Here is a 24,655-nt window from a genome sequence, read left to right as displayed (position 1 = left end):
GATGCCTATGCCGCGCAGAAGACAACTCAAATCGATAGCAGCAGGAATTGCGGATAGCTTTAACAGCCGCAATAATGATCTTGAAGGCTATTGGGCCATAGGCAAGCTTTGTCGCTTTGCGCATGAACGTTCTATTACTTTGCTTACGCTAGATTTGCTCAATATCATCTGCACACCGCAAAGTGCAGAGTTCAATGCTGTCATGCATTACTATAAGGTGAAGTTGCGTGCAATCATGAACAAGCAAGGTATTCCAGAAGACTGGCTAAAGGCAGCAACAATAGAGATTAATTTTCAGCCTGAGTGTGAAGCACATTTGCACTACTTTCGTTCTGCACTGGGCAGCCCCTACACTGTCACCGCCAAATTGATGACGGACCTGGGGAAAATATACAGCGTCAGAAATGGGGGTAATTGCAAACCTCATGACCCTTTAAGGGAAACGCGACGAAGCGTTTAGCTGTCATGCAAAGTGTCCCCACTTGAAATTTGAAATTCAGTCGCAATCTGGCTCTGTAAATTCAAGGAGCCAGCCATGTTTTTCCTGCGTCATCCCCAGCCTGTCAGGCCAAGAAAAGCCGTGCCAGAACTACAAGTCAGCAGCCAGACCCAAGTTGCTGACACCAGCACTATTGTTGTTGAACATAGCGAGAAAGATTTGCAGGCTTTGCAAACTCAGCTCAAGGCCAATGTAGCTGGCAAGAAAAAATAAAATGAAAAAACTGCGGCTTTCCTGGAGGGAACCAGAAAGCCGCAGAAACGCGCAAAAACTTGTTTAATCGAAAACGCTCAGGCTAACTCAGACAGCGGCCCTCTTCTTAGCCTCTTCCTCATACAATTCTTTTTTGGACAACTTCCCTACCGGGGTTTTAGGTAACTCTGCACGGATATCCATGGCTTGCGGCATTTCATGCTTGCCCAGTCTGTCCTTGAGGAAGTCTTTCAAGTCATCAAAACTAAATGCTGCCTGCCCTGCCTTGAGTTTAATAAATGCTTTGGCAGCTTGCCCACGATATGCATCGGGGATACCAATGACGCTGACTTCGGCGACAGCTGGGTGTTCATAAATCGCTTCTTCTATATTGCGTGGATAGACGTTGTAACCACCGGACAAAATCATGTCCTTGGTACGATCGACGATATACACAAAACCGTCAGCATCCATATAACCAACATCGCCGGTACGGAAGTAACCGTCAGCAGTAAACGCATCACGAGTCGCCTCTGGTTTGTTCCAGTAGCCTTTCATGATATTCGCGCCGGCCACGCAGATTTCACCGCGCTCGCCCAAAGCCACTTCCTGGCGGGGGTCGTCAATGCTGGCAAATTTAAAGCTGATACCTGGCGTCGGTAAACCACAGGAACCAGCCTTGCGCACGCCTCCCAATGGCGTAAAAGTACCGGTGGGTGAAGTCTCGGTCATGCCCCAGCCTTCGAGCAGGGTACAGCCCGTCAATGCCTGGAATTGTTGCAGCACTTCTGTCGGCAAGGGCGCGCCACCAGAGTTGCAGAACTTTAAAGCGCTCAGATCAAATTCCTTGATCTGTGGATGATTGATGATGGCGGTGTACATGGTCGGCACGCCAGGGAATACCGTGATTTTTTTATTCGCCAGATCCTTCACCACGGCATCAGCATCAAAGCGGGTATGCAAGACTATCTCCGCACCCAGACGTATGCCAAACAGCATATCCACCGTCAATGCATAGATGTGGAATAGCGGCAGCACGGCCAGCAACTTTTCCTTGCCCTCTTCCAGCACGCGTGGCTCGATATTGGTGGTCTCCATGATCTGGCTGCAAGCCGTAGTGAGGTTGCCATGCGTGAGCATTGCGCCCTTGGGCAGGCCAGTGGTGCCGCCGGTATATTGCAGAGTAGCGATCGCTTCTTTGGGATCGATTGCCGGGATGGGCGTGTAGTCACCATCATTGTCCAGCAGTTTTGCAAACAGCAGATGTTGGGCATCGTCAGGGATAATACTTAATTGCGCTGCCTTGTCCAGATTCACCCTGACGGCATCCGGATAAGGTGTCATTTCCGGGATATTGCCGATGATGAGTTTTTGCAGACGGGTATGACCCAGCATCTTGGCCATTTGCGGGTACAGCATGACCATATCCAGCGTCACCAGTATATCGGTATGGCTGTCGGCAATTTTATGCTCCAGCACTTTCTCGGCATCCAGCGGTGAGTAATTCACTACCGTGCCACCGGCCTGCAAGATCGCGAAAAAGCTGATGACGTAATGCGGTGTATTCGGCAGATACAGGCCCACATGCACGCCGGGCTTTACACCCAGTTGCTGGAAGCCTTTGGTAGCTTGATTCACCAGCTTTTGCAATTCTGCATAGCTGGTTTTCTTGCCCATGAATTCCAGTGCGGGCAAGTCTGGCCATTTGGCAACGGCATCATGCAGTAATTGTGGCACGCTGCTGATGGGCAGATCGGCGTCCCAGTGTACGCCTGCGGGGTAAGATTTGATCCAGGGTTGTAAGTCGCGCATTTTTGTCTCTCTTTATAAGAATAATTTGAAAATGTCAGCCAACTGGGAAGTTAACGTCGGAAAAGCCCTGCCTCAAAAAGAGGAAGAGCTAATCCGGAACTACCCGTAAATCGCACTTATGAAACTACAAGTAATTATTTTTTCTCCGTATATTTCTTCAACTCCATCTTGCCGATTTGATTCCTGTGTACTTCATCCGGGCCATCAGCCAGGCGCAGGGTGCGCGCCTGTGCATAGGAATAAGCCAGGTTGAAATCATCTGACACACCACCACCACCATGCGCCTGTATGGCCCAGTCAATGACCTGGCAAGCCATGGTTGGTGCTGCCACCTTGATCATGGCGATTTCTTTAGCTGCGGCCTTGTTGCCAACCGTGTCCATCATCTGTGCAGCATTCAAGACCAGGAAACGTGCCTGGTCGATGAGGATGCGGGCATTGGCGATACGTTCCAGCGTCACGCCCTGGTCGGCTACGCGTTTGCCAAAGGCCACGCGTGTCAAAGAGCGTTTGCACATGTCTTCGAGTGCGCGCTCTGCCAGACCAATCAAACGCATGCAGTGATGGATGCGGCCAGGTCCCAGACGGCCCTGGGCAATCTCGAAACCACGGCCTTCGCCCAGCAAGATATTTGAAGCCGGCACACGAACATTTTCAAACAGCACTTCGCCATGACCATGCGGTGCATCGTCATAACCGAATACCGGCAAGGCGCGCAAAATAGTCACGCCAGGTGTATCACGCGGCACGATGATCATGGATTGCTGCTTGTGACGATCAGCATTGTCAGGATCACTCTTGCCCATGAAGATAAACACTTTGCAGCGCGGATCGTTCGCCCCAGACGACCACCATTTGCGGCCATTGATGACGTACTCGTCACCATCACGCACTATCGATGATTCAATATTGGTGGCATCAGAAGAGGCCACTGCCGGTTCTGTCATGGCAAAGCAGGAGCGAATTTCACCGCGCAACAAGGGCTTGAGCCATTGTTCCTGATGCTCAGGCGTGCCATAGCGGGCAAACACTTCCATATTGCCTGTATCAGGTGCCGAGCAATTGAATACTTCAGGTGCCCAGACGGCACGACCCATAATTTCGCACAGCGGCGCGTATTCGAGATTGGTCAGACCTGCACCATGGCCAGATTCTGGCAAAAAGAGATTCCACAAACCGGCATCGCGTGCCTTGGCTTTCAATTGCTCAACCACCTTGGTCGGTATCCAGGCATTGCCTGCCTTGCGGTTGGCGGCTATCTCGCCAAAGAAAGTTTTTTCATTTGGATAGACGTGCTCGTCCATGAAGGCGATCAGGCGTGCCTGCAAATCTTTGACTTTGGGGCTGTATTGAAAATCCATGATGTGTCCTTTTTCCTTGTTGGTTCAGTTTTTTCAAATGGACATGGCTATGTCCGCTTTACTTTCTTTGTAGTTCGATATTGCGCGCTGTCAGCAATGCTGTTGCGCACAAAACCTCTTTGCCATCACGTACAGAAAAAACCTCTGCGGCGCTGACTGTCAATAACTTTCCATTTGAAACCACTCGCCCACGTGCTCGCAATTTTTCACCATTAGCAGGGGCGACTATCTTTAAATTACAATCTATGCTGGCGTTGATCCAGCCTGCTGGTAAAAGGGTACCAGCGGCAGAGACGCCGGCAAAATCTGCTGCTGCAAAGATGGCTGTGGCCTGCATCTTCCCTGGTACGAAACTGAGTTCTTCGCGATAGGCAATGTCCAGTTCCACTTCGCCCGGCACTATCTTCACAAATTCTATGCCCAGCCATTGCGCCATGGGCATGGCAAGCACCAGACTCTTCAGTTGCACTGCGTAATCTGGATTGCTAGCCTCGTATGCCGGTTTCATGATCGCGCCTTGTCCTTTTGCCTTATTAACTAACCAGATAACCACCATCAACATTGATGCAGGCACCCGTGGTATAGCTGGATGCATTCGATGCCAGGTACAAGACCGTGCCCGCCATTTCGTCAGGTTCGGCAATGCGCTTCATCGGTATGCGGGTCAGTGCTTTTTCAAGGATCACAGGATTGTGGAACAGGGCGGAGGCAAACTTGGTATCGGTCGCGCCAGGCAGCAAGGCATTCACGCGCACACCCATGGGCGCGCACTCTTGCGCGAAGGATTTGGTCATGGCGATGACTGCTGCTTTGGTGATGGAATAAATCCCTTGCATGGCACCTGGCACTACGCCATTGACAGAAGCCACATTGATGATGCTGCCCCCACCATGTTTTGCCATCAGTTTGGCACCAGCTGAAGACATGAAGAAATAGCCGCGTATATTGACATCAACCGTCTTCTGGAAGGCGCTGACATCCGTCTCGGTGATATGCCCAAAGTGAGGATTAGTGGCAGCATTATTGACCAGGATATCGAGTTTGCCATGCGCGGCTGTGATATCGGCAAACAAGGCATCGATCTGCGCCATTTCACCAATATGGCAGGCGCGAGCTTCTGCCTTGCCGCCGGCAGCGACGATTGCTGCTACCACGGCTTCGCAGGCTTCTGCCTTGCGGCTGCTCACGATGACATGGGCACCGTTAGCAGCCAAGGTTTTGGCAACAGCTTCACCTATGCCACGGCTGGCACCAGTGACCAGTGCGACCTTGCCGGTCAAATCAAAAATTGCTTTCATGTCTTGTCTCTCTTTTGTTTTTATACGTAGGTAATTGCTTTTGGATTGTTCAGCACTTCCAGGTGTGAAAAATTATTCAGATAAGCCAGCGCAGGACGCAATATGCCCTCAGACGTTGGCTGCAAATGAAAGCGGGTGACCGCGCTATTCACCAGTGACCAGTTGAGTTCAGCAAAACGTGGATCAGGGAAACCCAGCACATGCTGGCACAAGGCCGAGATCGTGCCGCCAGAAGTGAACACGACGATGTTCTTGGCATCATCCGCAATTGCCAGTTGCTTGTGCATGGCGATAACGCAGCGCTCCCGAAATGCATTCCAGCTTTCTACATACTCAGCATCATGTTCACCTGACATCCAGCGGCTGATGGCCTGGGCAAAAATATCCTGGAAGGCTTGCTTGCCATTCGGCGTATTCATGAGGAAATGCTTGACTGCTGCCGGATCATCAAAAGCAGGTACGTGCCGTGCCAGCACTTCATGGTGGTTGTATTCATTGAAACCGGCATCGCAATGCCAGGCTGAAGTATCCAGTGCATCAACATCTTGTTGCCGCATTTCGGAAAGACAGGCTTGCGCGGTTTGCTGGTGACGTTTCAGCGCGCCAGTGACGACACGAGATACCTGCATATCACGCGCTGCCCACCAGCGACCCAAGTGTCTTGCCTGCTGTTCGCCGAGTTCAGACAATTGGTCATAGTTCTGGTTGCCGAATGAAGCCTGCCCGTGCCTGACCAGATATAAAGCTGCCATTACTTCCTCTGTGAGATATCACTTATAAATTGATGAACAAAGTGTAAGCCCGGGACTATAATTGATCAAATGAATAGTTATTATCAAGATTAATTAATCCCATGCATTTATCACGCGTCGATTTGAATTTGTTCACTGTCTTTGTTGCCATCTATACCGAAGGCAGCGTGACCCGCGCCAGCCAGCAATTGAACCTGACCCAGCCAGCTATCAGCCATGCGCTGAACCGCCTGCGGCAATTGTTCAATGACCCTCTGTTTGTACGCCAAGGCCAGATGATGGTCTCGACCCCACTGGCGCGCAGCATCATAGAGCCGGTGCGGCAAGCTCTGCGCGGGCTGGAAGTGACGCTGACCGAAAATGACAAGTTTGACCCGGCACTGGCTAGCAAACAGTTCAATCTGGCCTTGCGTGATGTGCTGGAATCGACCGCCCTGCCACCGCTGATGGAGAGCATTACCCGGCAGGCACCACAAATCAATCTGGCGGCAATACAGGTGGAAAGACGGGAACTGGTTAGCGAACTGGCGGCTGGCAGCCTGGATCTGGCGATTGACATGCTGTTGCCATTGCCAAATGAGATACACCGTCAGAAGGTAGTGCAAGGAAATACTGTTGTACTGGCCAGGCGCGATCACCCCGTCATACAGGGCAAGCTGGATCTGGATACCTATATGCAGGCCGAACACATACTCGCCAGTTCACGCCGTAAAGGTATGGGTCTGGAAGATTTTGAGCTGAGCCGTCTTGGCTTGCAAAGACGCATACGCCTGCGTTGTCAGCATTATTTTGCCGCTTGCCGGGTAGTCAGCCAGACAGATTTACTGCTGACCATGCCGGAAGGCTATGCACGTATCGCGAATGAACAATTCGACAATCAGATATTGCCGCTGCCAGCAGCCATGCCCTCATGGGATGTGTATTTGTACTGGCACCAGAATGTGGAAAATGACCCTGCCAATCGCTGGTTGAGACAACAGGTGATAGAGGCGTTTCAGGATCAGACGGTGTGATACCGGCCTGGTCCTGCATTCAACTCAAATGGAATGGGATTTATTTGCCAGCCTTAGGCTCGTCTGGCAGCAGACAGGCATCGATAATTTGCAAATCATTATCTTTAGCAAAGCTGACGACGAAATGATAAGCCAGCGGTTCGATTTCACGTATGGCTTCATTCACCACGACAGAACGCACGCCGTTCAACAAGATCGGGCGTACATAAGGTGAATACTGCAAGTGTGAATTTCTGCCACCGTCGGGGCTGAAACAGGACATGGCTCCGCACAGGCGCTCTGCCCAATCGCTGGGGCGAAATTGTTTTCCATCGCTGGTTACACCCTGGATGAAAAACTCGCGTACTTGTTGCGTTTCTTTGGAATCGGCCATGTGCTCGGCTTGCAAAAGCAAGAGTGAATTAAGCTTAACATCATTATGTAATACCAAGCTTTCAATATACTTCCATATTATATCTTATAGAAGACTTGAATCAAAACTGGCATCGCTGATATATCTGGCTTTGATGCATAGCATGCAATCTTATTGAGCCACTATAGTGCATTTTGAGAGGGAGTAAAGAAAAGTCAGCACAAGGCTTTGCCTGATTGACAAGCACTGTATTTATCAGCGAAGCACAAACCGCAGGAAGAGAGTTGGCGTTTAATAAAAATTGATGCATCTGCCGTGTTCAGGCATTACATCATTGAATGCAAAATGCATATGCCCTTACAATAAAAAAACGCATCCATTCGTAGCAAGCTTCTGATTACACAATATGATCCCTTATTTCACAAAAGAACAAGTCAGCATCGCCCTGCCCTATGCAAAACTGATACCCGCATTACGCCTGGCATTTACGCAAGAAGTCATTGCGCCGAAACGGCATGCTCACAACCTGTCTGAAGCAGATAATTCCAGTTTGCTACTGATGCCGGTCTGGCAGCCGCAAGGGCAACTGGGTGTGAAGCTGGTGACGGTGGCACCAAAGAATACAGACATGCCAACCGTGCAAGCAGTCTTTGTTTTATTTAGCACTAAAACAGGTGCACCGCTGGCCTTGATGGATGGTGAGGAATTGACTTTGCGGCGCACCGCTGCGGCCTCGGCTCTTGCATCTTCTTATGCATCCCGGCACGATGCACGGCATTTGCTGTTGGTTGGCAACGGCAGCCTGGCACCCCATATCGCGATTGCACATTGCCAGACCAGGGCAATTACTGATATCAGCATCTGGGGCAGATCCGTAGAGAAGTCAGCAGGTGCCGCGAAAATAATACGCGAGCATACAGAATTCCCGGCACATATCAGAGTACATGTCAGGGAAGACCTGGCAGCAGCTTGCCATGAAGCCGACATCATTTGTTGCGCGACCACCAGCAAGACACCGGTTGTGTTGAGTGACTATGTCAAAGCGGGAACGCATCTTGATCTGGTAGGTGGATTCAAGCCAGATATGCGTGAAGTGGATGACGAGCTAATGAGCAGAGCCACCGTGTTTGTCGATACTTATGCAGGTGCCCTGGCTGAGGCAGGAGATATCACACAAACACTGGCGAATGGCAGCCTGGCAAAATCAGCGATTGTTGCGGAACTGGCCGAGCTTTGCGCTGATAAGCACCTGGGCCGCAAGAGCAATGCCGAGATCACTTTGTTCAAATCAGTGGGAACGGCAATCGAGGATTTGTGTGCAGCGAATTTGGTGTGGTCGAGACAATATTGAGGTTGGGCCCGGCCCAACCTACGAGATAATATACATTCCACAAAGCCATGGACCTTGCTAAACCCGATTTTAGTTCTTAGGAAACCCACCCAACAAAGCCGCACGTTTTTGTGGCTTGGCTGGTGTGCTGGCATTTGATGGTGATGCCATCGACGCTGTCGTATTGTTGCTGCTTGAACTCGCACCTGAACTTGGTTCATAAGGCTTGAGGAACCACGGATCGACTTTCTCTTTCGGTGGTTGATAGCTACGCGCTGGGCGCTCGCTTCTTTCACCACGGTCAGACCTGTCAGCGCGGTCACCACGACCGGAACGATCGCCTTGCTCGCCCCGTTCACGCGGTGCACGATGTTCTGGCTGATGCACGGACGTCGCGACAAAACCGGCCAGATTCAGGCGCACGATTTTTTGCTTGATCATTTTTTCTATGTCGATCAGCAAACGTTCATCCTGGTCAGTATGCAGGGAAATTGCATCCCCCTTGGCCCCGGCACGACCAGTACGGCCTATGCGGTGGACATAATCTTCGGCGTTATACGGCAAATCAAAATTGATGACGCAAGGCAGCTCGGCAATGTCGAGACCGCGCGCAGCAACGTCAGTCGCTACCAGTACTTCAACTTCACCCTGCTTGAAAGCCTCAAGTGCAGCCATGCGTTCTTGTTGTGACTTGTCACCATGAATCGCAGATGCTTTGACACCTTGCTTGACCAGATGCACAGCCAGGCGTGACGCACCTATCTTGGTGTTGGAAAACACGATGACTTGCTTCAGGCCGCGTTCACGGATGATGAAGGATACGGCATCACGTTTTTCTTCCGTCGATACCTTGTACAAAATCTGCGTGACATTATCGGCAGTAGCATTGCTGCGTGCCACTTCTATGGTTTGCGGATTGGTCAGGAAACTGGCAGCGAGTTTTTTGATCTCTTGCGAGAACGTCGCAGAGAACATCAGGTTCTGGCGCTTTTTAGGCAGCAGGTTGATGATGCGTTGCAGGTCAGGCAGGAAGCCCATGTCCAGCATGCGGTCAGCCTCGTCCATGACCAGTATCTGGACCTGTGACAGGTTGACGGTTTTTTGCTGTACGTGGTCGAGCAAACGACCAGGCGTGGCAATCACGATCTCGACGCCGTTACGCAAGATTGCCGTCTGCGGTGCCATGTCCATGCCACCAAATACGACGGTAGAACGCAAGGGCGTGTGACGGGAATAAGCCTTGACGTTTTCTGCGACCTGGTCAGCCAGTTCACGTGTCGGCGTCAAAATCAGTGCGCGCACAGGGTGGCGTGCCGGCGAAGCACTGCTGCTTGCATGGGCCAGCAACAACTGGATGATAGGCAAAGAAAAACCTGCAGTCTTGCCTGTGCCGGTCTGGGCTGCGCCCATCACGTCACGGCCTTGCAAGACAACTGGAATAGCCTGTTCCTGAATTGGAGTTGGATGCACATAACCCTGATCTGTCAGGGCACGCAAGATTTCTGGCGCAAGACCAAAATCGGCAAACTTTACCGTAGGGGTAGCTTGCTCATCAGAGGGTGTAACTGGGGACTTGATATCAGTCATGGTAGTTGGTGGGCCCAGCAGGACTTGAACCTGCGACCAACGGATTATGAGTCCGCTGCTCTAACCAACTGAGCTATGGGCCCAATTCTTTCTGCAAGCTCTGCCTGCTTTAATCTGAGGTTAATCCAGTTTGGAAAAATACTTCAGGTTTTGCAGGTAAAGCCAGATGATGCCGCCTGCAAAAATTGCGCCAAATTTCAGCACAACAATTTCAATGGGCACCGGAAAACCGACGCCCATTATATAACATTAATTACCTTCGAGGAAGCTCTTGAGCTTATCCGAGCGTGATGGATGGCGTAATTTTCGCAAAGCCTTAGCCTCTATCTGGCGAATACGTTCTCTGGTCACGTCAAATTGTTTACCTACTTCTTCAAGGGTATGATCCGTGGACATTTCAACGCCAAAACGCATGCGCAATACTTTTGCTTCGCGCGGCGTCAAAGAGTCGAGCACGTCTTTTACTACATTGCGCATCGATGCATGCAGAGCAGCATCGGCCGGCGCCAATGTGTGATTGTCTTCGATGAAATCGCCCAAGTGGGAATCATCATCGTCGCCTATCGGTGTCTCCATGGAAATCGGCTCTTTCGCAATCTTCATGATCTTGCGAATTTTATCTTCCGGCATTTCCATCTTGATCGCCAGCGTTGCAGGATCAGGCTCTACACCTGTCTCTTGCAAAATCTGACGCGAGATACGATTCATTTTATTAATCGTTTCTATCATATGCACTGGAATACGAATCGTGCGTGCCTGATCGGCGATAGAACGGGTAATAGCCTGGCGTATCCACCATGTTGCATAGGTCGAGAATTTATAACCACGACGGTATTCAAACTTATCGACTGCCTTCATCAAACCGATATTACCTTCCTGAATCAGATCCAGGAATTGCAAGCCACGATTCGTGTATTTTTTGGCGATGGAAATCACCAGACGCAAGTTGGCCTCAGTCATTTCACGCTTGGCTTTGCGTGCCTTCATTTCACCGGCAGACATCTTTTTGTTGATGTTGCGCAGATCAGGCAAAGGCAAAACTACGCGAGATTGCAGGTCGATCAGTTTCTGCTGCAGTTGTTGCACTGAAGGGATGTTACGGCCCAGCACAGCACTGTAGGAATGACCAGAATTTACTTCGCCCTCAACCCAGCTCAGGTTGGTTTCATTACCAGGGAACACCTTGATGAAGTGGGAACGTGGCATGCCGCAACGATTAACGACAACTTCGAGTATCTGCTTTTCTACATGGCGTACTTCATCTACCTGACCACGCAGGGTGTCGCACAATTTCTCAACTACTTTCGCGGTAAAGCGTATGCCCAGCAATTCGCTGGAAATGGCTTCTTGCGCCTTGACGTAAGTTTTGGAGTTGTAGCCCTCTTTTTCGTAGGACTTGCGCATCTTGTCAAAATTCGTTGAAATGATTTCGAATTTTGCCAGGGCATCACGTTTCAATTGTTCGAGTTGTTCAGCAGAGATTGCAGCTGCGCCAGCGGCACCGCCATCATCGTCTTCTTCTTCCTCTTCTTCCTCTTCGTCCTCTTCATCTTCTTCAGACGATTCTTCTGCAACCACAACTACCGGCGCAGCCTGTTCATCCGCATTCGGATCGACCAGACCATCGACGATTTCATCGATCTTGATTTCATCGGCAGCGATACGGTCAGCCGCAGCGAGGATTTCTGCAATCGTGGTTGGACAGGCAGAGATCGCCTGTATCATGTCTTTCAGGCCTTCTTCGATTTTCTTCGCGATGACGATTTCGCCTTCGCGCGTCAGCAACTCGACCGAACCCATTTCGCGCATATACATGCGCACAGGGTCAGTGGTGCGACCAAAATCAGAATCAACCGTAGAAAGTGCAGCCTCAGCAGCGGCTTCAACTTCATCATCATCGGTCGTGACAGTGACGACGTTATCCGACAACAACAGGGTTTCAGCATCAGGGGCCTGCTCATACACGGCCACGCCCATGTCATTGAAGGTACCAATGATGCCTTCAATGGCTTCAGGATCGACAACGTTTTCTGGCAAGTGATCGTTGATTTCTGCGAACGTCAGGTAGCCACGGTCCTTACCCAGCTTAATCAGGGTTTTCAGTTTCTGGCGACGGCGTTCGAGTTCTTCTTCAGTAGCCTCAGGATCAGAAGAGAAGGCATCTTTGAGCAAAGCCTTTTCTTTGGCCTTGCGGTCTTTTGCCTTGGCCTTGTCTATGGCTTTCATCTCGGCGCGCTCTACTGCATTGAGCGCGGCGATTTCTTCATTCTCAGGCTGGTATTCTTTTGGCTTGCGACCACGGCGACCAGGCACCTTCACCCCGGGCAATACATAGCCGGAGGTGTCAATGGCGGCAAGCACCGCAGCATCGGTCGTCTGGCTTACTGTAGGCGCAGAACCGGTTTTGATTTCCTGCACCTCTGGTGCAGCTTTCGCTGAATTCTTGGTTGGCTTAGTCACTGTCTTTGAATCGGTTTTGTTAATTGTCACAGAAGCTTTCGATGATACGGATACTGGTTCTGGCCGGGCTGCAGATGCACTCCTGGTTTTTCCACTGAGCTGGGATTCGGCCGCTTCTGCTGGCTGATTCCCTTTTTTTGCCGGTGGTGTCGCATTCTTGCCGCTCACTTCCTTACCAGCCGTTTTTGTCGCAGACGCGGATATTTCATCCGTGTCTTTGGCTTTTGTTGCCGTTTTCAATACTGCTTTACTTGTTGCCTGCTTTGTTGCCTGTTTCACCTTGACGGTCTCCGCTGCCAGTGAGGTCTTTATCACTTTAGGCGCTTTAACGTCTTTCGCAACCCCTTTTTGCTCCGCTGTTTTGTCTGTTTTACTGACAGTCACAGCCTTACTACTCGTACTCCGTGCAACAGACGCTGCAGCCGTCTTTGCCTTGGTGCCAGCACTTGCCGCGGTTTTTACCGCTTTGCTCGTTGCAGTGGCAGGCGACTTTTTCGGTGCGCTTGCCACGGCTTTTGTTACCGTAGTGGACTTCAGGGTTTTCGCGGGTTTCTTCATTGCGCTAGCCATTGAATCAAACCATCCGGAACTGAGGAAGTCGCCTGTGGGCACATCACAAAAAAGAAAATGCGCTGCCAGCAGATCTGGTGATCGGCATCGCAGAGCAAAATCTGGTTTGTTGCAGACTTCCCGAGTCTCAGCGCCAGTGTTTTGGGTTACTCGGAGGAGCATTACGCTCACCTAAACAACACATTCTGTGCAAATGCAAAAAGCTTCGCCCAGAATGAAACAACCTAAGACCTTGAATCGAAAGCCTTTAATTATACCACGCGAACCTACTTTACTCCAGCCTAAGACTGTGCTTATATCAACTTAGTGGCAATTTGGTGAATAAATTTTAGGCAAATACTGGAGAAAAAATAGGCAAAAACCTCACTCCACTCTGCATGGGTCGGCAAAATTAATTAACAAATAATTAAATAACTTAATCCGCGCCCCGACTTCAATAGCAGAAATGACGTCAAAACCGGAAATAACAAGACCCCGACGCAAACTGTCATGACAGTTACGAACTGGAAAAAGTTCCAACGTTGGAAATTGCTTTTTATTTAACGACGCGCCGCTTCTTCAGCAGCTTGCTTCTTAAGCTGTTCTTGCAATTGCCCAATTTCGCGGTAACGCGCCATGTCTTCAGGAGTACGCAAGCCACGCGCAGCCAGGTTCTCGGCCTCGGCACGCAAGACTTGATGGCGCATTTGCCGCAGAGCCCCGGCCAATTCCAGCCGGACAATATCGATATCAGTCTCTGCCTGCTCAGCAATCTCGGCAATCAGCGCATCAAAATCCGAACCCAGGGAACGCAATTGCTCTGCCAGCGCAGCAAACTGGGCACTTTCACCCATGCTTTGCGCCGTAAATACCAGGCTGCGCAGCATATTAGCCCCATCGGGTGACAACGCTGCTGCATCTGCCAGCACGCTTTCATCAAGCATCACCGCCAGCGAAGGATGCGCAACCAGGATGCGCATGATCTGCAACTCCAGGCCAACCGGTGCATTACGTTTGCTTTTGGGTGGCGCCAGCTTGACGCGGGCCACTGGCTGACTTAGTTCAAACATGGTTTCAATTTCAGCCGGACTGGTTTGCGTTACCTGCGCCAGATTGCGCACCAGTTGCAAACGCATACCGGATGACTGCATGGCCTGCAATAGAGGCTTGGCGTCAAACTGTGTGCGGGCGCGCCCTTCTGCAGTATTTAAATCATTGTCGCCTATCATTTCGCGCATAAAGAATTGCGACAGCGGCATCGCATCGCGCACTTCCTGCTCAAAGGCATCGGCACCAAATTCGCGGATATAGCTATCGGGATCATGTTCCTTGGGTAAAAACAGAAACTTGATGACCTTGTCGTCATTCGCATGCGGCAGACAGGCGTCGAGTGCACGCCTCGCCGCGCGGCGACCGGCGCTATCACCGTCAAAACTGAAGATCACATGATCCGTCTGGCGCAAAAGTTTTTGCACATGGGTAGGCGTACACGCCGTACCCAGGGTTGCCACCGCTTGCGGAAAACCCATCTGCGCCAGCGCCACCACATCCATATAACCTTCAGTGACCAACACATAGCCGGCTTCACGTATGGACTGGCGCGCCTCAAACAGACCATATAACTCCAGGCCTTTTTGAAATAACGGGGTTTCTGGCGAGTTCAGGTATTTGGGCTCGCCCTGTTCCATGATGCGCCCACCAAAACCGATGATCTGGCCTTTGGTATTACGTATCGGGAACATGACGCGGTCACGGAAACGGTCATAACGCTTGCGACCGCCGCCCTCTTCTTCACTTTTATCAATGACCAGACCAGCTTCGACCAGGGCAGGTACATTGTAGTCAGTGAAGACGCTGCGCAAACCATCCCAGGCGTCTGGCGAAAAACCAAGTCCAAAGCGCGCCGCTATTTCACCAGTCAAACCACGCTTCTTCAGATAAGCGATAGCCTGCGGTGCAGTACGCAATTGCTGTTTGTAATATTCACCTGCCTTGGTCATGACTTCTGACAAAGCCAGGCTTTTTGCCGTGACTTCTGCGCGTTGCGCGGGCAAGAGCCGGTCTTCTTCTGGCACGATCATGCCATTGTTTTGCGCCAGGTCGCGGATGGCATCCACATAACTGAGGCCAGAATATTCCATCAGGAAACCGATGGAACTGCCATGCGCACCGCAACCAAAGCAATGATAAAACTGCTTGGTCGGACTGACGGTAAAACTTGGGGATTTTTCGTTATGAAAGGGGCACAAACCCATGTAGTTTGCGCCACCTTTTTTGAGCTGCACGTATTTACCCACCACGTCAACAATATCAACGCGGGCCAGTAAATCCTGTATAAAACTTTGTGGTATCAAAGCAGGACGCCAGCTAAAGGATAAAACAAAAGTCTAAGCAGATGACCAGATTACTTGGACAATGCCGCTTTGACCAGACCAGAAACCTTGCCCATGTCGGCACGGCCAGCCAGTTTTGCCTTCAATACATCGATTACTTTACGCATGTCTTGCGGGCCGGCTGCGCCAGTTTCTGCCACGGCAGCAGCCACGGCTGCCTGCACTTCTTCATCTGACATTGCGGCTGGCATATAGACAGACAAAACTGCCAGTTCAGCTTTTTCTATATCAGCCAGATCCTGGCGACCACCCGCCTCAAACTGGGTGATGGAATCTTTACGCTGCTTGAGCATTTTTTCTATGATGGCCAATACCATGCCATCGTCCAGCTCTACGCGCTCATCGACTTCTTTTTGCTTCATGGCTGCAGTCAGCAAACGGATAGTACCCAGCTTGACTGTTTCTTTGGCGCGCATGGCAGCCTTCATGTCATCGGTGATCTGTTCTTTCAAACTCATAAGCTGCTCCTGAAATTATTTAAATGAATTCCGCGCAAATTTGCACTGGAATCACATACCAGCCCGGGCACATACAATGCGGCACACAATATTTGCATAATACTTGCACAGCGCCTGCACAATGCCCGAAACAAAGACAACAAAGCCCGCTGCGGCTGACCGGAGCGGGCATGCAAACCTAAGCTTTAATGCACCAACAGCGATGAGGCATCCGGCAAATTGCCAGACACAACAGCTGGATTAGTACATCTTCTTAGGCAATTGCTGACTACGAATACGTTTGTAGTGACGCTTAACAGCTGCAGCCAACTTACGTTTGCGTTCTGCTGTTGGCTTCTCGTAGAACTCGCGAGCGCGCAATTCGGTCAACAGACCGGTCTTTTCGATAGTGCGCTTGAAGCGGCGCATGGCAACTTCGAACGGCTCGTTTTCTTTAAGGCGAATTGTGGTCATGTAAGTTCAAACCATGGAAAGATTTATAGGAAGACCGAGATATTAACAGGAAAATTAAATTAATGGAAGGAAGTTGATTAAATCTTGCGCAAAAACTTACGCAAGGCAAAACAAGATCATCAAATTCTCGCCCACATTTAGCTGGAAATTTCGATATTTGCAGGGGTATGTGCCTGAATATCATTCATTACAGAGTAAAAAACGAGATGCAATTCAACATACTGCTACCGGGTATTATAACAGGCAAAAATACAACGCCATGACAACACTGCCCAACACTGCTCTTACAACACCGCTCTTACAACACTTCATATCGCCAGTCCAGCGGCTGTACCGGAAGCCCAGGCCCACTGGAAATTATAACCACCAAGCCAACCCGTCACATCGACTGCCTCACCGATAAAATACAAGCCAGGCACTTTATTCGCCATCATGCTTTGCTGGGACAACTCACGGGTATCAACACCACCACGGGTGACCTCAGCCTTGCGGTAACCTTCAGACCCATTCGGTATCAGTTCCCAGCGGTTCAGCTTTTCACCGAGCAGGCGCAAGCGCTTGTCCGGCATGTCCGCTACTCTGGCATCACCAGCAAAACCATGGGCAGTTAACAGCCCATCAACCAGGCGAGCTGGCAGATATTGCGATAAATGATTTGCAAGATTCTTTTTGATCGTCGATTTATTACCCACCAGGTCTTCTGCCACATCGACTTCTGGCAAGAGATTGATGCGTATGGCTTTGCCAGGCTCCCAAAAGCTGGATATCTGCAAAACAGCCGGCCCAGACAAGCCACGGTGAGTGAACAGCAAATCTTCACGGAATACTGTGCGTGATTTTTTCTCACCTGTTTCTATATCTACTTCCAGTGAAATACCAGACAAGGGCACGAAAGGTTCCCAGGCTTTGGCGTCGAAAGTCAGAGGCACAAGAGCCGGACGTGGCTCTATGATCTTCAGGCCAAATTGGCGCGCTACCTTATGGGCAAAGTCAGTCGCGCCTATCTTTGGGATGGACAAGCCACCACAGGCAATCACCACTTGCGCAGTGCGGATGAAGCCTGCGCTGGTTTGCAGCAAGAAACCGCCCTGCTCCTGTTGTTGCACATCATCGACCTTGCAGCCCATGCGCCAGTCGACCTTGCCGACATCACACTCAGCCTTGAGCATACGGATGATGTCTTCAGCACTGTCGTCACAAAACAATTGGCCTTTATGCTTCTCATGCCAGGCAATCTGATAGCGCTTCATCAAGGACAAAAAATCTTGCGGCGTGTAGCGAGATAAAGCGCTTTTGCAAAAATGCGGGTTCTCGGAAAGGAAATTATTCGGGCCTGCATGCAGGTTAGTGAAATTGCATCGCCCACCACCCGAGATACGGATTTTTTCTGCCAGACGGGTGGCATGATCAATCAATACCACGCGCTTGCCGCGCTGGCTTGCAACAGCAGCACACATCATCCCGGCTGCGCCTGCGCCTATCACGGCAAGGTCAAATTGATTACTCATGGTATTTACTTTCGGTACTTTCAAAAATTCAGGCGAGATTGTAGCTTATGGCAGGCGCAATGAATCTGCGAATGCAGCTCAATCTTGCTGAATGCCCTTGAGATAAGCACAAAACATATCCGCCATGGCATCGGCATAGGTTTTGATCTCTGCCTGAGTGCGGCGTGTGCCAGAAAAACTGCTGCCTACTGAACTCAGGGTAGTGGTGACCAGATCACCAGCAAGCGTGCGCGTGGCGCCAGATGCCCCAGGCAGTACTTCTGCCATAAACAAGTCGATAGTATGGTCTGCGGACGCCTTTACCTCCTGCGCCTCGGGCGCGTCGCGGTAAAGCGGTGCGGCATCACTGAGCGCCAGACGTGTTTCAGCCTCTTCACATTCTGAACGTATGAAAGCATGGACCAGTGTGCGCAGACGTTCGAGCGGCGGCTTGCTGGTGTCTTCAAGAATACGGCGCAACATCTCGGTAGTCTGTTGCCACTCGTCGGTTTGCAACCGGAACAGAATCGCGGCCTTATTAGGGAAGTATTGATAAACCGAACCTATGCTAACCCCTGCCCGCTCTGCCACTCTGGCCGTAGTAAAACGCGTCACACCTTCTTGCGCCAGTACCTGAACTGCCGCCTCCAGGATTGCCGTTACCAGACCTGCCGAGCGCACCTGTTGTGGTTGCTTGCGGGTGGAAACCTGAGGACGGCGGCGGGTAGTCATCGTGTAAGAAACCGTAGAAAGCGAACAAGAAAATGGAAAATCCATCCTGTGGTAATGCGATGAATCCATCACATATTAACCCAAGCTGTGTCATCCCTCAATCAGCTTGCAATTCACCTAAATCATTGCAATGAAAGCAATTTCAGATCAAAGCAAAACCTGAGCTTTGATCTGATGATCATGTCATTCAAAACCTCAATTATCGCTACCTGAAACACAAATTCTTATAGTGAATCAAAGACTTATCCATTAATGCAAGCCTGCCAAAAAACGCGATGCCCAATGCGATTAGTCAAGGTGAATCATTGCCCGTATCATTTTTCACCAATGCGACGAATTAATCGCGTTTTATTTATAGCCGTCTGCATGGCAGGTGGCGTTTACATTTGCACTCAATTCAGAACCGGATACATTCATGACCAATACACTTAATTCACCCACACTGGCGACCTTGCTTGACCGTCTGTTCAGGCAAGCCGATGCTGCGACCAGCCCAGCCATTGCCAGCATCTCGCGTGAAGAGCGCGAACGCCTGATGCACAGCAAAACCGAATACCTGGATTTTTATAATTTGCTGAAAGACCTCTGGCTGCCCGTCTCACGCGAGACAGGCGTGCTGCTCTACATGCTGGCGCGCAGCAGCAATGTCCGCAATATCGTTGAATTTGGCACGTCCTTCGGCATCTCCACTCTCCACCTGGCTGCAGCATTGCGCGACAACGGTGGCGGCCGCCTGATCAGCAGCGAATTTGAGCCATCGAAGGTGGTGCAGGCACGCAAACATCTGGACGAAGGCGGTCTGGCTGATCTGGTCGAGATACGTGAAGGCGATGCATTGCAGACGCTGGCAACAGATCTTCCCGCATCCATTGACCTGTTATTACTCGACGGTGCCAAGGCACTCTATAGCGATGTCCTGATGCTGGTTCAAAAGCACTTGCGCCCGGGTGCACTGATCATTGCCGATAACGCCGACTACAGCCCTGATTACCTGGCGCAGATACGTGCACCAGGTAGCGGCTATCTGTCCCTGCCATTTGGCGACGATGTAGAAGTATCGATGTGGCTGGGCTGAATTCTCACAAACCCTCAAACAAATCACAATTAAATTTAAGGAAAATATTATGCACGTATTTGTCACAGGAGCTACTGGCTGGGTAGGCTCTGCAGTAGTTCAGGAATTGATCAACGCAGGTCATCTGGTAACTGGGCTTGCCCGCTCTGCCGAAAAAGCAACCGCACTCGCTGCAACGGGTGCAAAAGTCCTGCTCGCCAGGCTGGAAGATCTTGATGCACTGCGTACAGCCGCAGACAAAGCTGACGCCGTCATTCACACTGCGTTCAATCATGACTTTTCAAAATTCATTGAGAATTGCGAGCAAGACCGTCTTGTCATCGAAGCCCTGGGAAGCGCACTGGAGGGGTCAGACCGCCCGCTCATCGTCACTTCCGGGCTGTCTGGAATGGCGCGTGGAGCAAGTGAACTGGATTTGCCCAATCCGGGTTCACCGCGCAAATCAGAACCGACGGCCCGTACACTGGCTGAACGCGGCGTACGTGCGGCGACAGTCCGGCTGGCGCCATCAGTTCACGGCCTTGGCGATTATGGCTTCGTGCCTCTGCTGATACGACTGGCAAAGGAAAAGGGTGTCTCCGCTTACCTGGGCGACGGCCAAAACTGCTGGTCTGGTGTTTACCGGCAAGATGCTGCACGTGTCTACCGCCTCGCGCTGGAACAGGGTGTGACCGACTCGGTCTACCATGCCGTCGCCGATGAGAGCATTCCCTTCAAGACGATAGCCGAAATGATAGGCCACCACCTGGGCTTGCCAGTCGAATCGCGAGAAGCAGATCACTTTGGCTGGTTCGCAAAAATGGCTGGGGCTGACATGGCTGCTACCAGTTTGCGGACGAGAGCACTGCTAGGCTGGATTCCTGAAGGCCCGTCCCTGCTCACAGACCTGGACCAGGCCGCTTATTACATCAGCTGACCACACTGACTGACATTTATTTCAAGGAAACTCCCTCAAATACCTTGGCAAGCTGCTAACAGCGGCTGCCAAGGTTTTTTGTCTTCCACCTGCTTCAGCAACATGAGGATAGTTGAATCAGCAGACCAGTTTTTTTCAAGTCCCTGATATGTCATGAAAAATTTTATGGCAATTGTCGTCTGCAGCAAGTCCACTTTCCATTCCCGCCTCCTGCCTTGCCCCATTTTCAGGCAAAAAAAATTTGCAAACCGGGAGTTCTGTTCGGCAACATTATTGTTTGAAATTAGCAACATTCTTGCAGCAAAAAGCTTATTTCCTTATTTGGATTTAAGTAATTCTTGACTTGTTTGCTGGCTAGAGAGATAACAGATTCGCCGCACCGCAAACGATTACGCAAACGTTTGCGGTGGCGCTCGTAGAGAAATCCCCGATTTCACCACGCCCCATTTCAGGGATGGTGCAAGTGCACCATTTCAGAACATCATCGATTAACATCAACTTGGGAATTTAACATGCGCAAAACTATTTCTCAGCAATTGCACAAGGGAGTCAGCTTCAGCGTGATCGCCCTGGCGGTTGCTGCAGCCTTCCCCATGCAAGCTGCCTGGGCTCAGGCTGCCACGCCTGCAGCAAAAAATGATGGTACGCAACTGGAAACCGTCATCGTTACCGCCAACCGTCGTGCAGAAAACATCAAAGAAGTACCGATGTCCATTTCTGCCATCAAAGGCGAGGCTCTCGATACTTACAATGCCAGCGGTCAGGATATTCGTTTCCTGGCGGCGCGCGTACCTAGCCTGAACGTAGAATCCGACTTTGGCCGCTCTTTCCCACGCTTCTATATCCGTGGTCTGGGCAATACCGATTTCGATCTGAATGCGTCCCAGCCAGTTGGCCTGGTGTATGACGATGTTGTGCAAGAAAGCCCTATGCTGAAAGGCTTCCCGGTATTTGACGTAGACCAGGTAGAAATTCTGCGCGGCCCACAAGGCACGCTGTTCGGCCGCAACTCGCCAGCCGGTGTACTGAAGTTTGACTCTGCCAAACCTACCCGTCGTTTTGAGGGCTATGGCAATATCGGCTTTGGTAATTACAAAGCGATCAATCTGGAAGGCGCTATCAACGTGCCACTGAATCCAGACTGGGCAATGCGCTTCTCGGCACAATCACAAACACGTGATGACCGCGTTACCAACCCACGTTCGACTGGTGAGAAAAATCTCGAAGGTTACCGCGACAATGCTGCACGTCTGCAATTCTTGTATAAAAATGGCGACTTCAGTGCTCTGGTGAATTTGCATGGCCGTGACATGTCTGGCAATGCCACTCTGTTCCGCGCCAATATTATCCAAAAAGGAACAAACAATATTGTTCCAGGCTTTGACTATGCCAGCTACCCGACGGATGGCCTGAACAGCCAGAAGCTGCAATCTTCCGGTGGTAGTGTACGCTTGCGCTGGGATATGCCAGGCATCAGCCTGCACTCCATCACAGCGTATGACAAGGCAAAATTCTATAGCCGCGCTGACGTTGACGGCGGTTATGGCGCATCGTTCGCTTCTTCTATGGGCCCTGGCTTTATCCCCTTCCCATCTGAAACTGCAGATGGCTTGCCTAGCCTGAAACAGATCACGCAAGAGTTCCGCGTTGAATCCAATACTAAAGACGCGCTGCAATGGATAGGTGGCTTGTATTACTTCAGTGAAGAACTGCAAGTTGACAGCTTCGACTTCAATTCCCTGGCACCAGGCAATCCACAAGATGGTTATGCAGTTCAACATCAAAGCGCAAAATCCTGGGCAGCCTTCGGTACTGTGAACTATGCGGTTACTGACCAGTTCAAACTGCGCGGCGGCTTGCGTTATACCAGCGATAAAAAAGACTTTGATGCACAACGTACCTGGACACCAGGCACAGCCCTGGGCACGCCTGGCACACCTTTGTTCAGAGCCAACCCATCTGCCACCAACATCAGTTGGGATCTGGGTGCAAACTACACACTGGATAAAGCAACATCCGTGTTTGCCCGTATCGCTACTGGCTACCGCGCACCGAGTATCCAGGGCCGTGTTTTGTTTGGTGACAGTATTTCCGTCGCCAATTCAGAAAAAACCCTGTCCTTCGAAGCTGGTATCAAGAAAGACATTCTGGATAACACAGCACGTATCAGCGCAACAGTATTCCAATATACAGCCAAAGACTTGCAGTTGACAGCAGGTAGCGGCGGCGTGAACCAGAACAAACTGGTCAATGCTGACAAAGCTGTTGGCCAAGGCTTTGAAATGGAATTGCAAGCCAACCTGAACCGCAACTGGAAAACCACATTAGGTGTCAGCTACAACGATACTGAAATCAGGGATGGCAAACTGTTCGTCGCGCCTTGCGGTAACGGCTGTACAGTCACCAACCCTGCCGGCCCTGTTGCCGGTACGGTACTGATCGGTGGCAACCCACTGCCACGCGCACCTAAATGGGTAGGCAACTTCTCGCTGCGTTATTCCACACAAATCGGCGAAGGCACTTTGTACGCCAGCACAGACTGGTCTTACAAAGATTCCTACAATATGTTCCTGTATGAAGCCAAGGAATACAAAGCCAAATCCATGCTCGAAGGCGGCCTGCGCCTGGCTTACATGTGGGCTGACGGCAAATATGAACTCGCTGCTTATGGTCGCAACATCACCAACAAGCAACAAGTCATTGCCGCCATCGACTTCAACAACCTGACAGGTATCCTGAACGAACCACGCAACTACGGCGTACAGTTCAAGGCTAACTTCTGATAGCTTGTTAAGCTGATAAAAAACGCCGGAGTGATCCGGCGTTTTTTTTGGGGGGAACGTTACACCTGAGAGTTGGCAGCACTGCGTGAGCCAGAGACTGGGGTTGGATCACAAGCCATCAGAACTGATTGGACACGCAGTATCTGCCATCACAATCGCTGTTTTACAATGAGTCGTCTGCAATGCGAGCCACAAGGGGTTGGAACCGAATCCGGTAGCCGTAGATCTGCCCATCACTTGGACGCAACGCGGTACTGAGATGCTTCTGGAGTAGCTGTGCTACTTGGGCGAAATCCAGTTTGATGTTTCGCTAGATCCACATGGGTGACTGGTGCGATTCACGCAACCACACGTTGAAGCAAAAGGCACGACGGCATTCTGAAACAAGCGTGTGATGGCGTGGTAAATATGATCGCGGTGTGTTGCGAGTATGTGGTTCGACTACTTGACTACCGGGGGTTAATGGGTGACCCCGTCTACTAGTGACCCCTGCAACTAGTAATGGCGACGCTCATTCATACTATTTCACAATAAATGTCCTCTGGTGTTGCAGTTGGACCTGCAAGGGCTATGGCCTTTGGAACGCTATCTACTTATTCTGCTTCTGGCCCCAAGCACCACACTGTTCGAGAGTATGTGTGTGGAGCTGCAAATCAAGACCTAGTGGCGTTGCCCATTGCAGTTCATAAAGCTTTGCACAATGAGCTTTATGCGTTTAAAACTACCGTGTAAATTGCATCTTCAACTTTTAATTTATTTTTCAGAAAGAAAAAAATCGCTGATATAGTGAGGTCACCAATTGCAGAATTTACAAGGACACCTACTGGAAGGGTCGCTATAGGTTTTGCTTAGGTTTGTTTTATAGCAATAAAGGCTACATGATGATGGGCGCGGTAAGTTTCCTAGTGATAATTTGGGCACGGTATTTGCGAGAGAAGTTGCTATGTACTCACTAAATAAGCATTCTTTTCCGTCATGCAAAAAGAAATGAGGTCTTAATTGTTTCTATCAATTTCTGAACTCCAAAATTAAATTACCTCCGGCAAAGCCGGAGGTTTATTGCTGGGGCGCCTCAAAGGCGCTGGTAACCCTTGAGCCGCCTAAAGGCGGCTACAGTCCCAATTTCATTTGGTCGTAACGCTCATCTTCCTGC

The 24,655-nt window shown here is 50.6% G+C and carries 21 protein-coding genes and 1 tRNA gene; 7 read left to right on the top strand and 15 right to left on the bottom strand.

Going from position 1 to position 24,655, the window contains the following annotated elements:
* Positions 1–7 precede the first annotated feature (7 nt).
* Together ACO0LI_RS23100 and ACO0LI_RS23095 are read left to right on the top strand one after the other, a co-directional pair.
* Positions 8–460 (top strand): hypothetical protein, encoded by a 453-nt coding sequence (locus ACO0LI_RS23100; protein WP_423035536.1) that lies wholly within the window; start codon positions 8–10, stop codon positions 458–460.
* Between the two features lie 75 nt (positions 461–535).
* Positions 536–712: a hypothetical protein gene (locus ACO0LI_RS23095; protein ID WP_422952767.1), complete on the top strand. Its 177-nt coding sequence runs from the start codon at positions 536–538 to the stop codon at positions 710–712.
* An 87-nt stretch (positions 713–799) separates the two neighbouring features.
* On the opposite strand, the gene ACO0LI_RS23090 is transcribed toward ACO0LI_RS23095, so the two are convergent.
* The 5 genes from ACO0LI_RS23090 to ACO0LI_RS23070 all read right to left on the bottom strand — a co-directional run bounded on the left by ACO0LI_RS23090 (position 800) and on the right by ACO0LI_RS23070 (position 5,914).
* Positions 800–2,503 (bottom strand): long-chain-fatty-acid--CoA ligase, encoded by a 1,704-nt coding sequence (locus tag ACO0LI_RS23090; RefSeq protein ID WP_423035534.1) that lies wholly within the window; start codon positions 2,501–2,503, stop codon positions 800–802.
* A gap of 134 nt (positions 2,504–2,637) precedes the next feature.
* Entirely contained in the window at positions 2,638–3,864 is a 1,227-nt protein-coding gene (locus ACO0LI_RS23085) for an acyl-CoA dehydrogenase (RefSeq protein WP_110255837.1), read from the bottom strand.
* Positions 3,865–3,922: 58 nt separating this feature from the next.
* On the bottom strand, positions 3,923–4,372 hold the full coding sequence (locus tag ACO0LI_RS23080; RefSeq protein ID WP_423035532.1) for a PaaI family thioesterase: 450 nt from the start codon (positions 4,370–4,372) through the stop codon (positions 3,923–3,925).
* Between the two features lie 25 nt (positions 4,373–4,397).
* Positions 4,398–5,162 carry an SDR family oxidoreductase gene (locus ACO0LI_RS23075; RefSeq protein ID WP_423035530.1) on the bottom strand — a complete coding sequence of 255 codons (765 nt, stop codon included), beginning with the start codon at positions 5,160–5,162 and terminating at the stop codon, positions 4,398–4,400.
* A 20-nt stretch (positions 5,163–5,182) separates the two neighbouring features.
* The gene (locus ACO0LI_RS23070; RefSeq protein WP_423035528.1) at positions 5,183–5,914 is read right to left on the bottom strand and encodes a histidine phosphatase family protein; all 732 of its coding nucleotides are present in this window, start codon (positions 5,912–5,914) and stop codon (positions 5,183–5,185) included.
* 101 nt (positions 5,915–6,015) lie between these two features.
* Here ACO0LI_RS23070 and ACO0LI_RS23065 point away from each other — a divergent pair, with 101 nt between their 5' ends.
* Entirely contained in the window at positions 6,016–6,927 is a 912-nt protein-coding gene (locus tag ACO0LI_RS23065) for a LysR family transcriptional regulator (protein ID WP_423035526.1), read from the top strand.
* A gap of 40 nt (positions 6,928–6,967) precedes the next feature.
* Here the strand turns inward: ACO0LI_RS23065 and ACO0LI_RS23060 are convergent, their stop codons facing one another.
* Positions 6,968–7,300: a DUF3579 domain-containing protein gene (locus ACO0LI_RS23060; protein ID WP_422952760.1), complete on the bottom strand. Its 333-nt coding sequence runs from the start codon at positions 7,298–7,300 to the stop codon at positions 6,968–6,970.
* Positions 7,301–7,685: 385 nt separating this feature from the next.
* Here ACO0LI_RS23060 and ACO0LI_RS23055 point away from each other — a divergent pair, with 385 nt between their 5' ends.
* Positions 7,686–8,630, top strand: a complete 945-nt coding sequence (locus ACO0LI_RS23055; protein WP_422952759.1) for an ornithine cyclodeaminase family protein — start codon at positions 7,686–7,688, stop codon at positions 8,628–8,630.
* A 69-nt stretch (positions 8,631–8,699) separates the two neighbouring features.
* On the opposite strand, the gene ACO0LI_RS23050 is transcribed toward ACO0LI_RS23055, so the two are convergent.
* From ACO0LI_RS23050 to ACO0LI_RS23015, 8 genes are all read right to left on the bottom strand, one after another.
* Positions 8,700–10,196, bottom strand: a complete 1,497-nt coding sequence (locus tag ACO0LI_RS23050; RefSeq protein WP_422952758.1) for a DEAD/DEAH box helicase — start codon at positions 10,194–10,196, stop codon at positions 8,700–8,702.
* A 6-nt stretch (positions 10,197–10,202) separates the two neighbouring features.
* Positions 10,203–10,279, bottom strand: a tRNA-Ile gene (locus ACO0LI_RS23045).
* Positions 10,280–10,445: 166 nt separating this feature from the next.
* Complete coding sequence (gene rpoD, locus ACO0LI_RS23040; protein WP_422952800.1) at positions 10,446–12,614, bottom strand: RNA polymerase sigma factor RpoD; 2,169 nt, start codon at positions 12,612–12,614, stop codon at positions 10,446–10,448.
* A 1,151-nt stretch (positions 12,615–13,765) separates the two neighbouring features.
* Complete coding sequence (dnaG, locus tag ACO0LI_RS23035) at positions 13,766–15,559, bottom strand: DNA primase (RefSeq protein ID WP_423035524.1); 1,794 nt, start codon at positions 15,557–15,559, stop codon at positions 13,766–13,768.
* 50 nt (positions 15,560–15,609) lie between these two features.
* Positions 15,610–16,056, bottom strand: a complete 447-nt coding sequence (locus ACO0LI_RS23030) for a GatB/YqeY domain-containing protein (protein ID WP_110257242.1) — start codon at positions 16,054–16,056, stop codon at positions 15,610–15,612.
* A 240-nt stretch (positions 16,057–16,296) separates the two neighbouring features.
* A complete protein-coding gene (gene rpsU, locus ACO0LI_RS23025; RefSeq protein ID WP_005877634.1) occupies positions 16,297–16,509 on the bottom strand; it encodes a 30S ribosomal protein S21 in 213 nt (70 codons plus the stop codon).
* A 308-nt stretch (positions 16,510–16,817) separates the two neighbouring features.
* Positions 16,818–18,017 carry an NAD(P)/FAD-dependent oxidoreductase gene (locus tag ACO0LI_RS23020; protein ID WP_423035522.1) on the bottom strand — a complete coding sequence of 400 codons (1,200 nt, stop codon included), beginning with the start codon at positions 18,015–18,017 and terminating at the stop codon, positions 16,818–16,820.
* Between the two features lie 78 nt (positions 18,018–18,095).
* Entirely contained in the window at positions 18,096–18,728 is a 633-nt protein-coding gene (locus ACO0LI_RS23015) for a TetR family transcriptional regulator (RefSeq protein ID WP_423035520.1), read from the bottom strand.
* A gap of 415 nt (positions 18,729–19,143) precedes the next feature.
* Between ACO0LI_RS23015 and ACO0LI_RS23010 the strand changes: the two genes are divergently transcribed.
* Positions 19,144–19,803, top strand: a complete 660-nt coding sequence (locus ACO0LI_RS23010; RefSeq protein WP_423035518.1) for an O-methyltransferase — start codon at positions 19,144–19,146, stop codon at positions 19,801–19,803.
* Positions 19,804–19,852: 49 nt separating this feature from the next.
* On the top strand, positions 19,853–20,719 hold the full coding sequence (locus ACO0LI_RS23005) for an SDR family oxidoreductase (protein WP_423035516.1): 867 nt from the start codon (positions 19,853–19,855) through the stop codon (positions 20,717–20,719).
* A 35-nt stretch (positions 20,720–20,754) separates the two neighbouring features.
* Here the strand turns inward: ACO0LI_RS23005 and ACO0LI_RS23000 are convergent, their stop codons facing one another.
* The gene (locus ACO0LI_RS23000) at positions 20,755–21,012 is read right to left on the bottom strand and encodes a hypothetical protein (RefSeq protein WP_423035514.1); all 258 of its coding nucleotides are present in this window, start codon (positions 21,010–21,012) and stop codon (positions 20,755–20,757) included.
* 219 nt (positions 21,013–21,231) lie between these two features.
* On the opposite strand from ACO0LI_RS23000, the gene ACO0LI_RS22995 reads away from it, so the two are divergent.
* The gene (locus tag ACO0LI_RS22995; protein WP_423035512.1) at positions 21,232–23,502 is read left to right on the top strand and encodes a TonB-dependent receptor; all 2,271 of its coding nucleotides are present in this window, start codon (positions 21,232–21,234) and stop codon (positions 23,500–23,502) included.
* Positions 23,503–24,655: the final 1,153 nt, after the last annotated feature.

This window comes from Undibacterium sp. Tian12W (assembly GCF_049339405.1).
In the GTDB taxonomy this organism is placed as follows: domain Bacteria; phylum Pseudomonadota; class Gammaproteobacteria; order Burkholderiales; family Burkholderiaceae_D; genus Undibacterium.
This window is presented reverse-complemented; position numbering and strand designations above follow the sequence as displayed.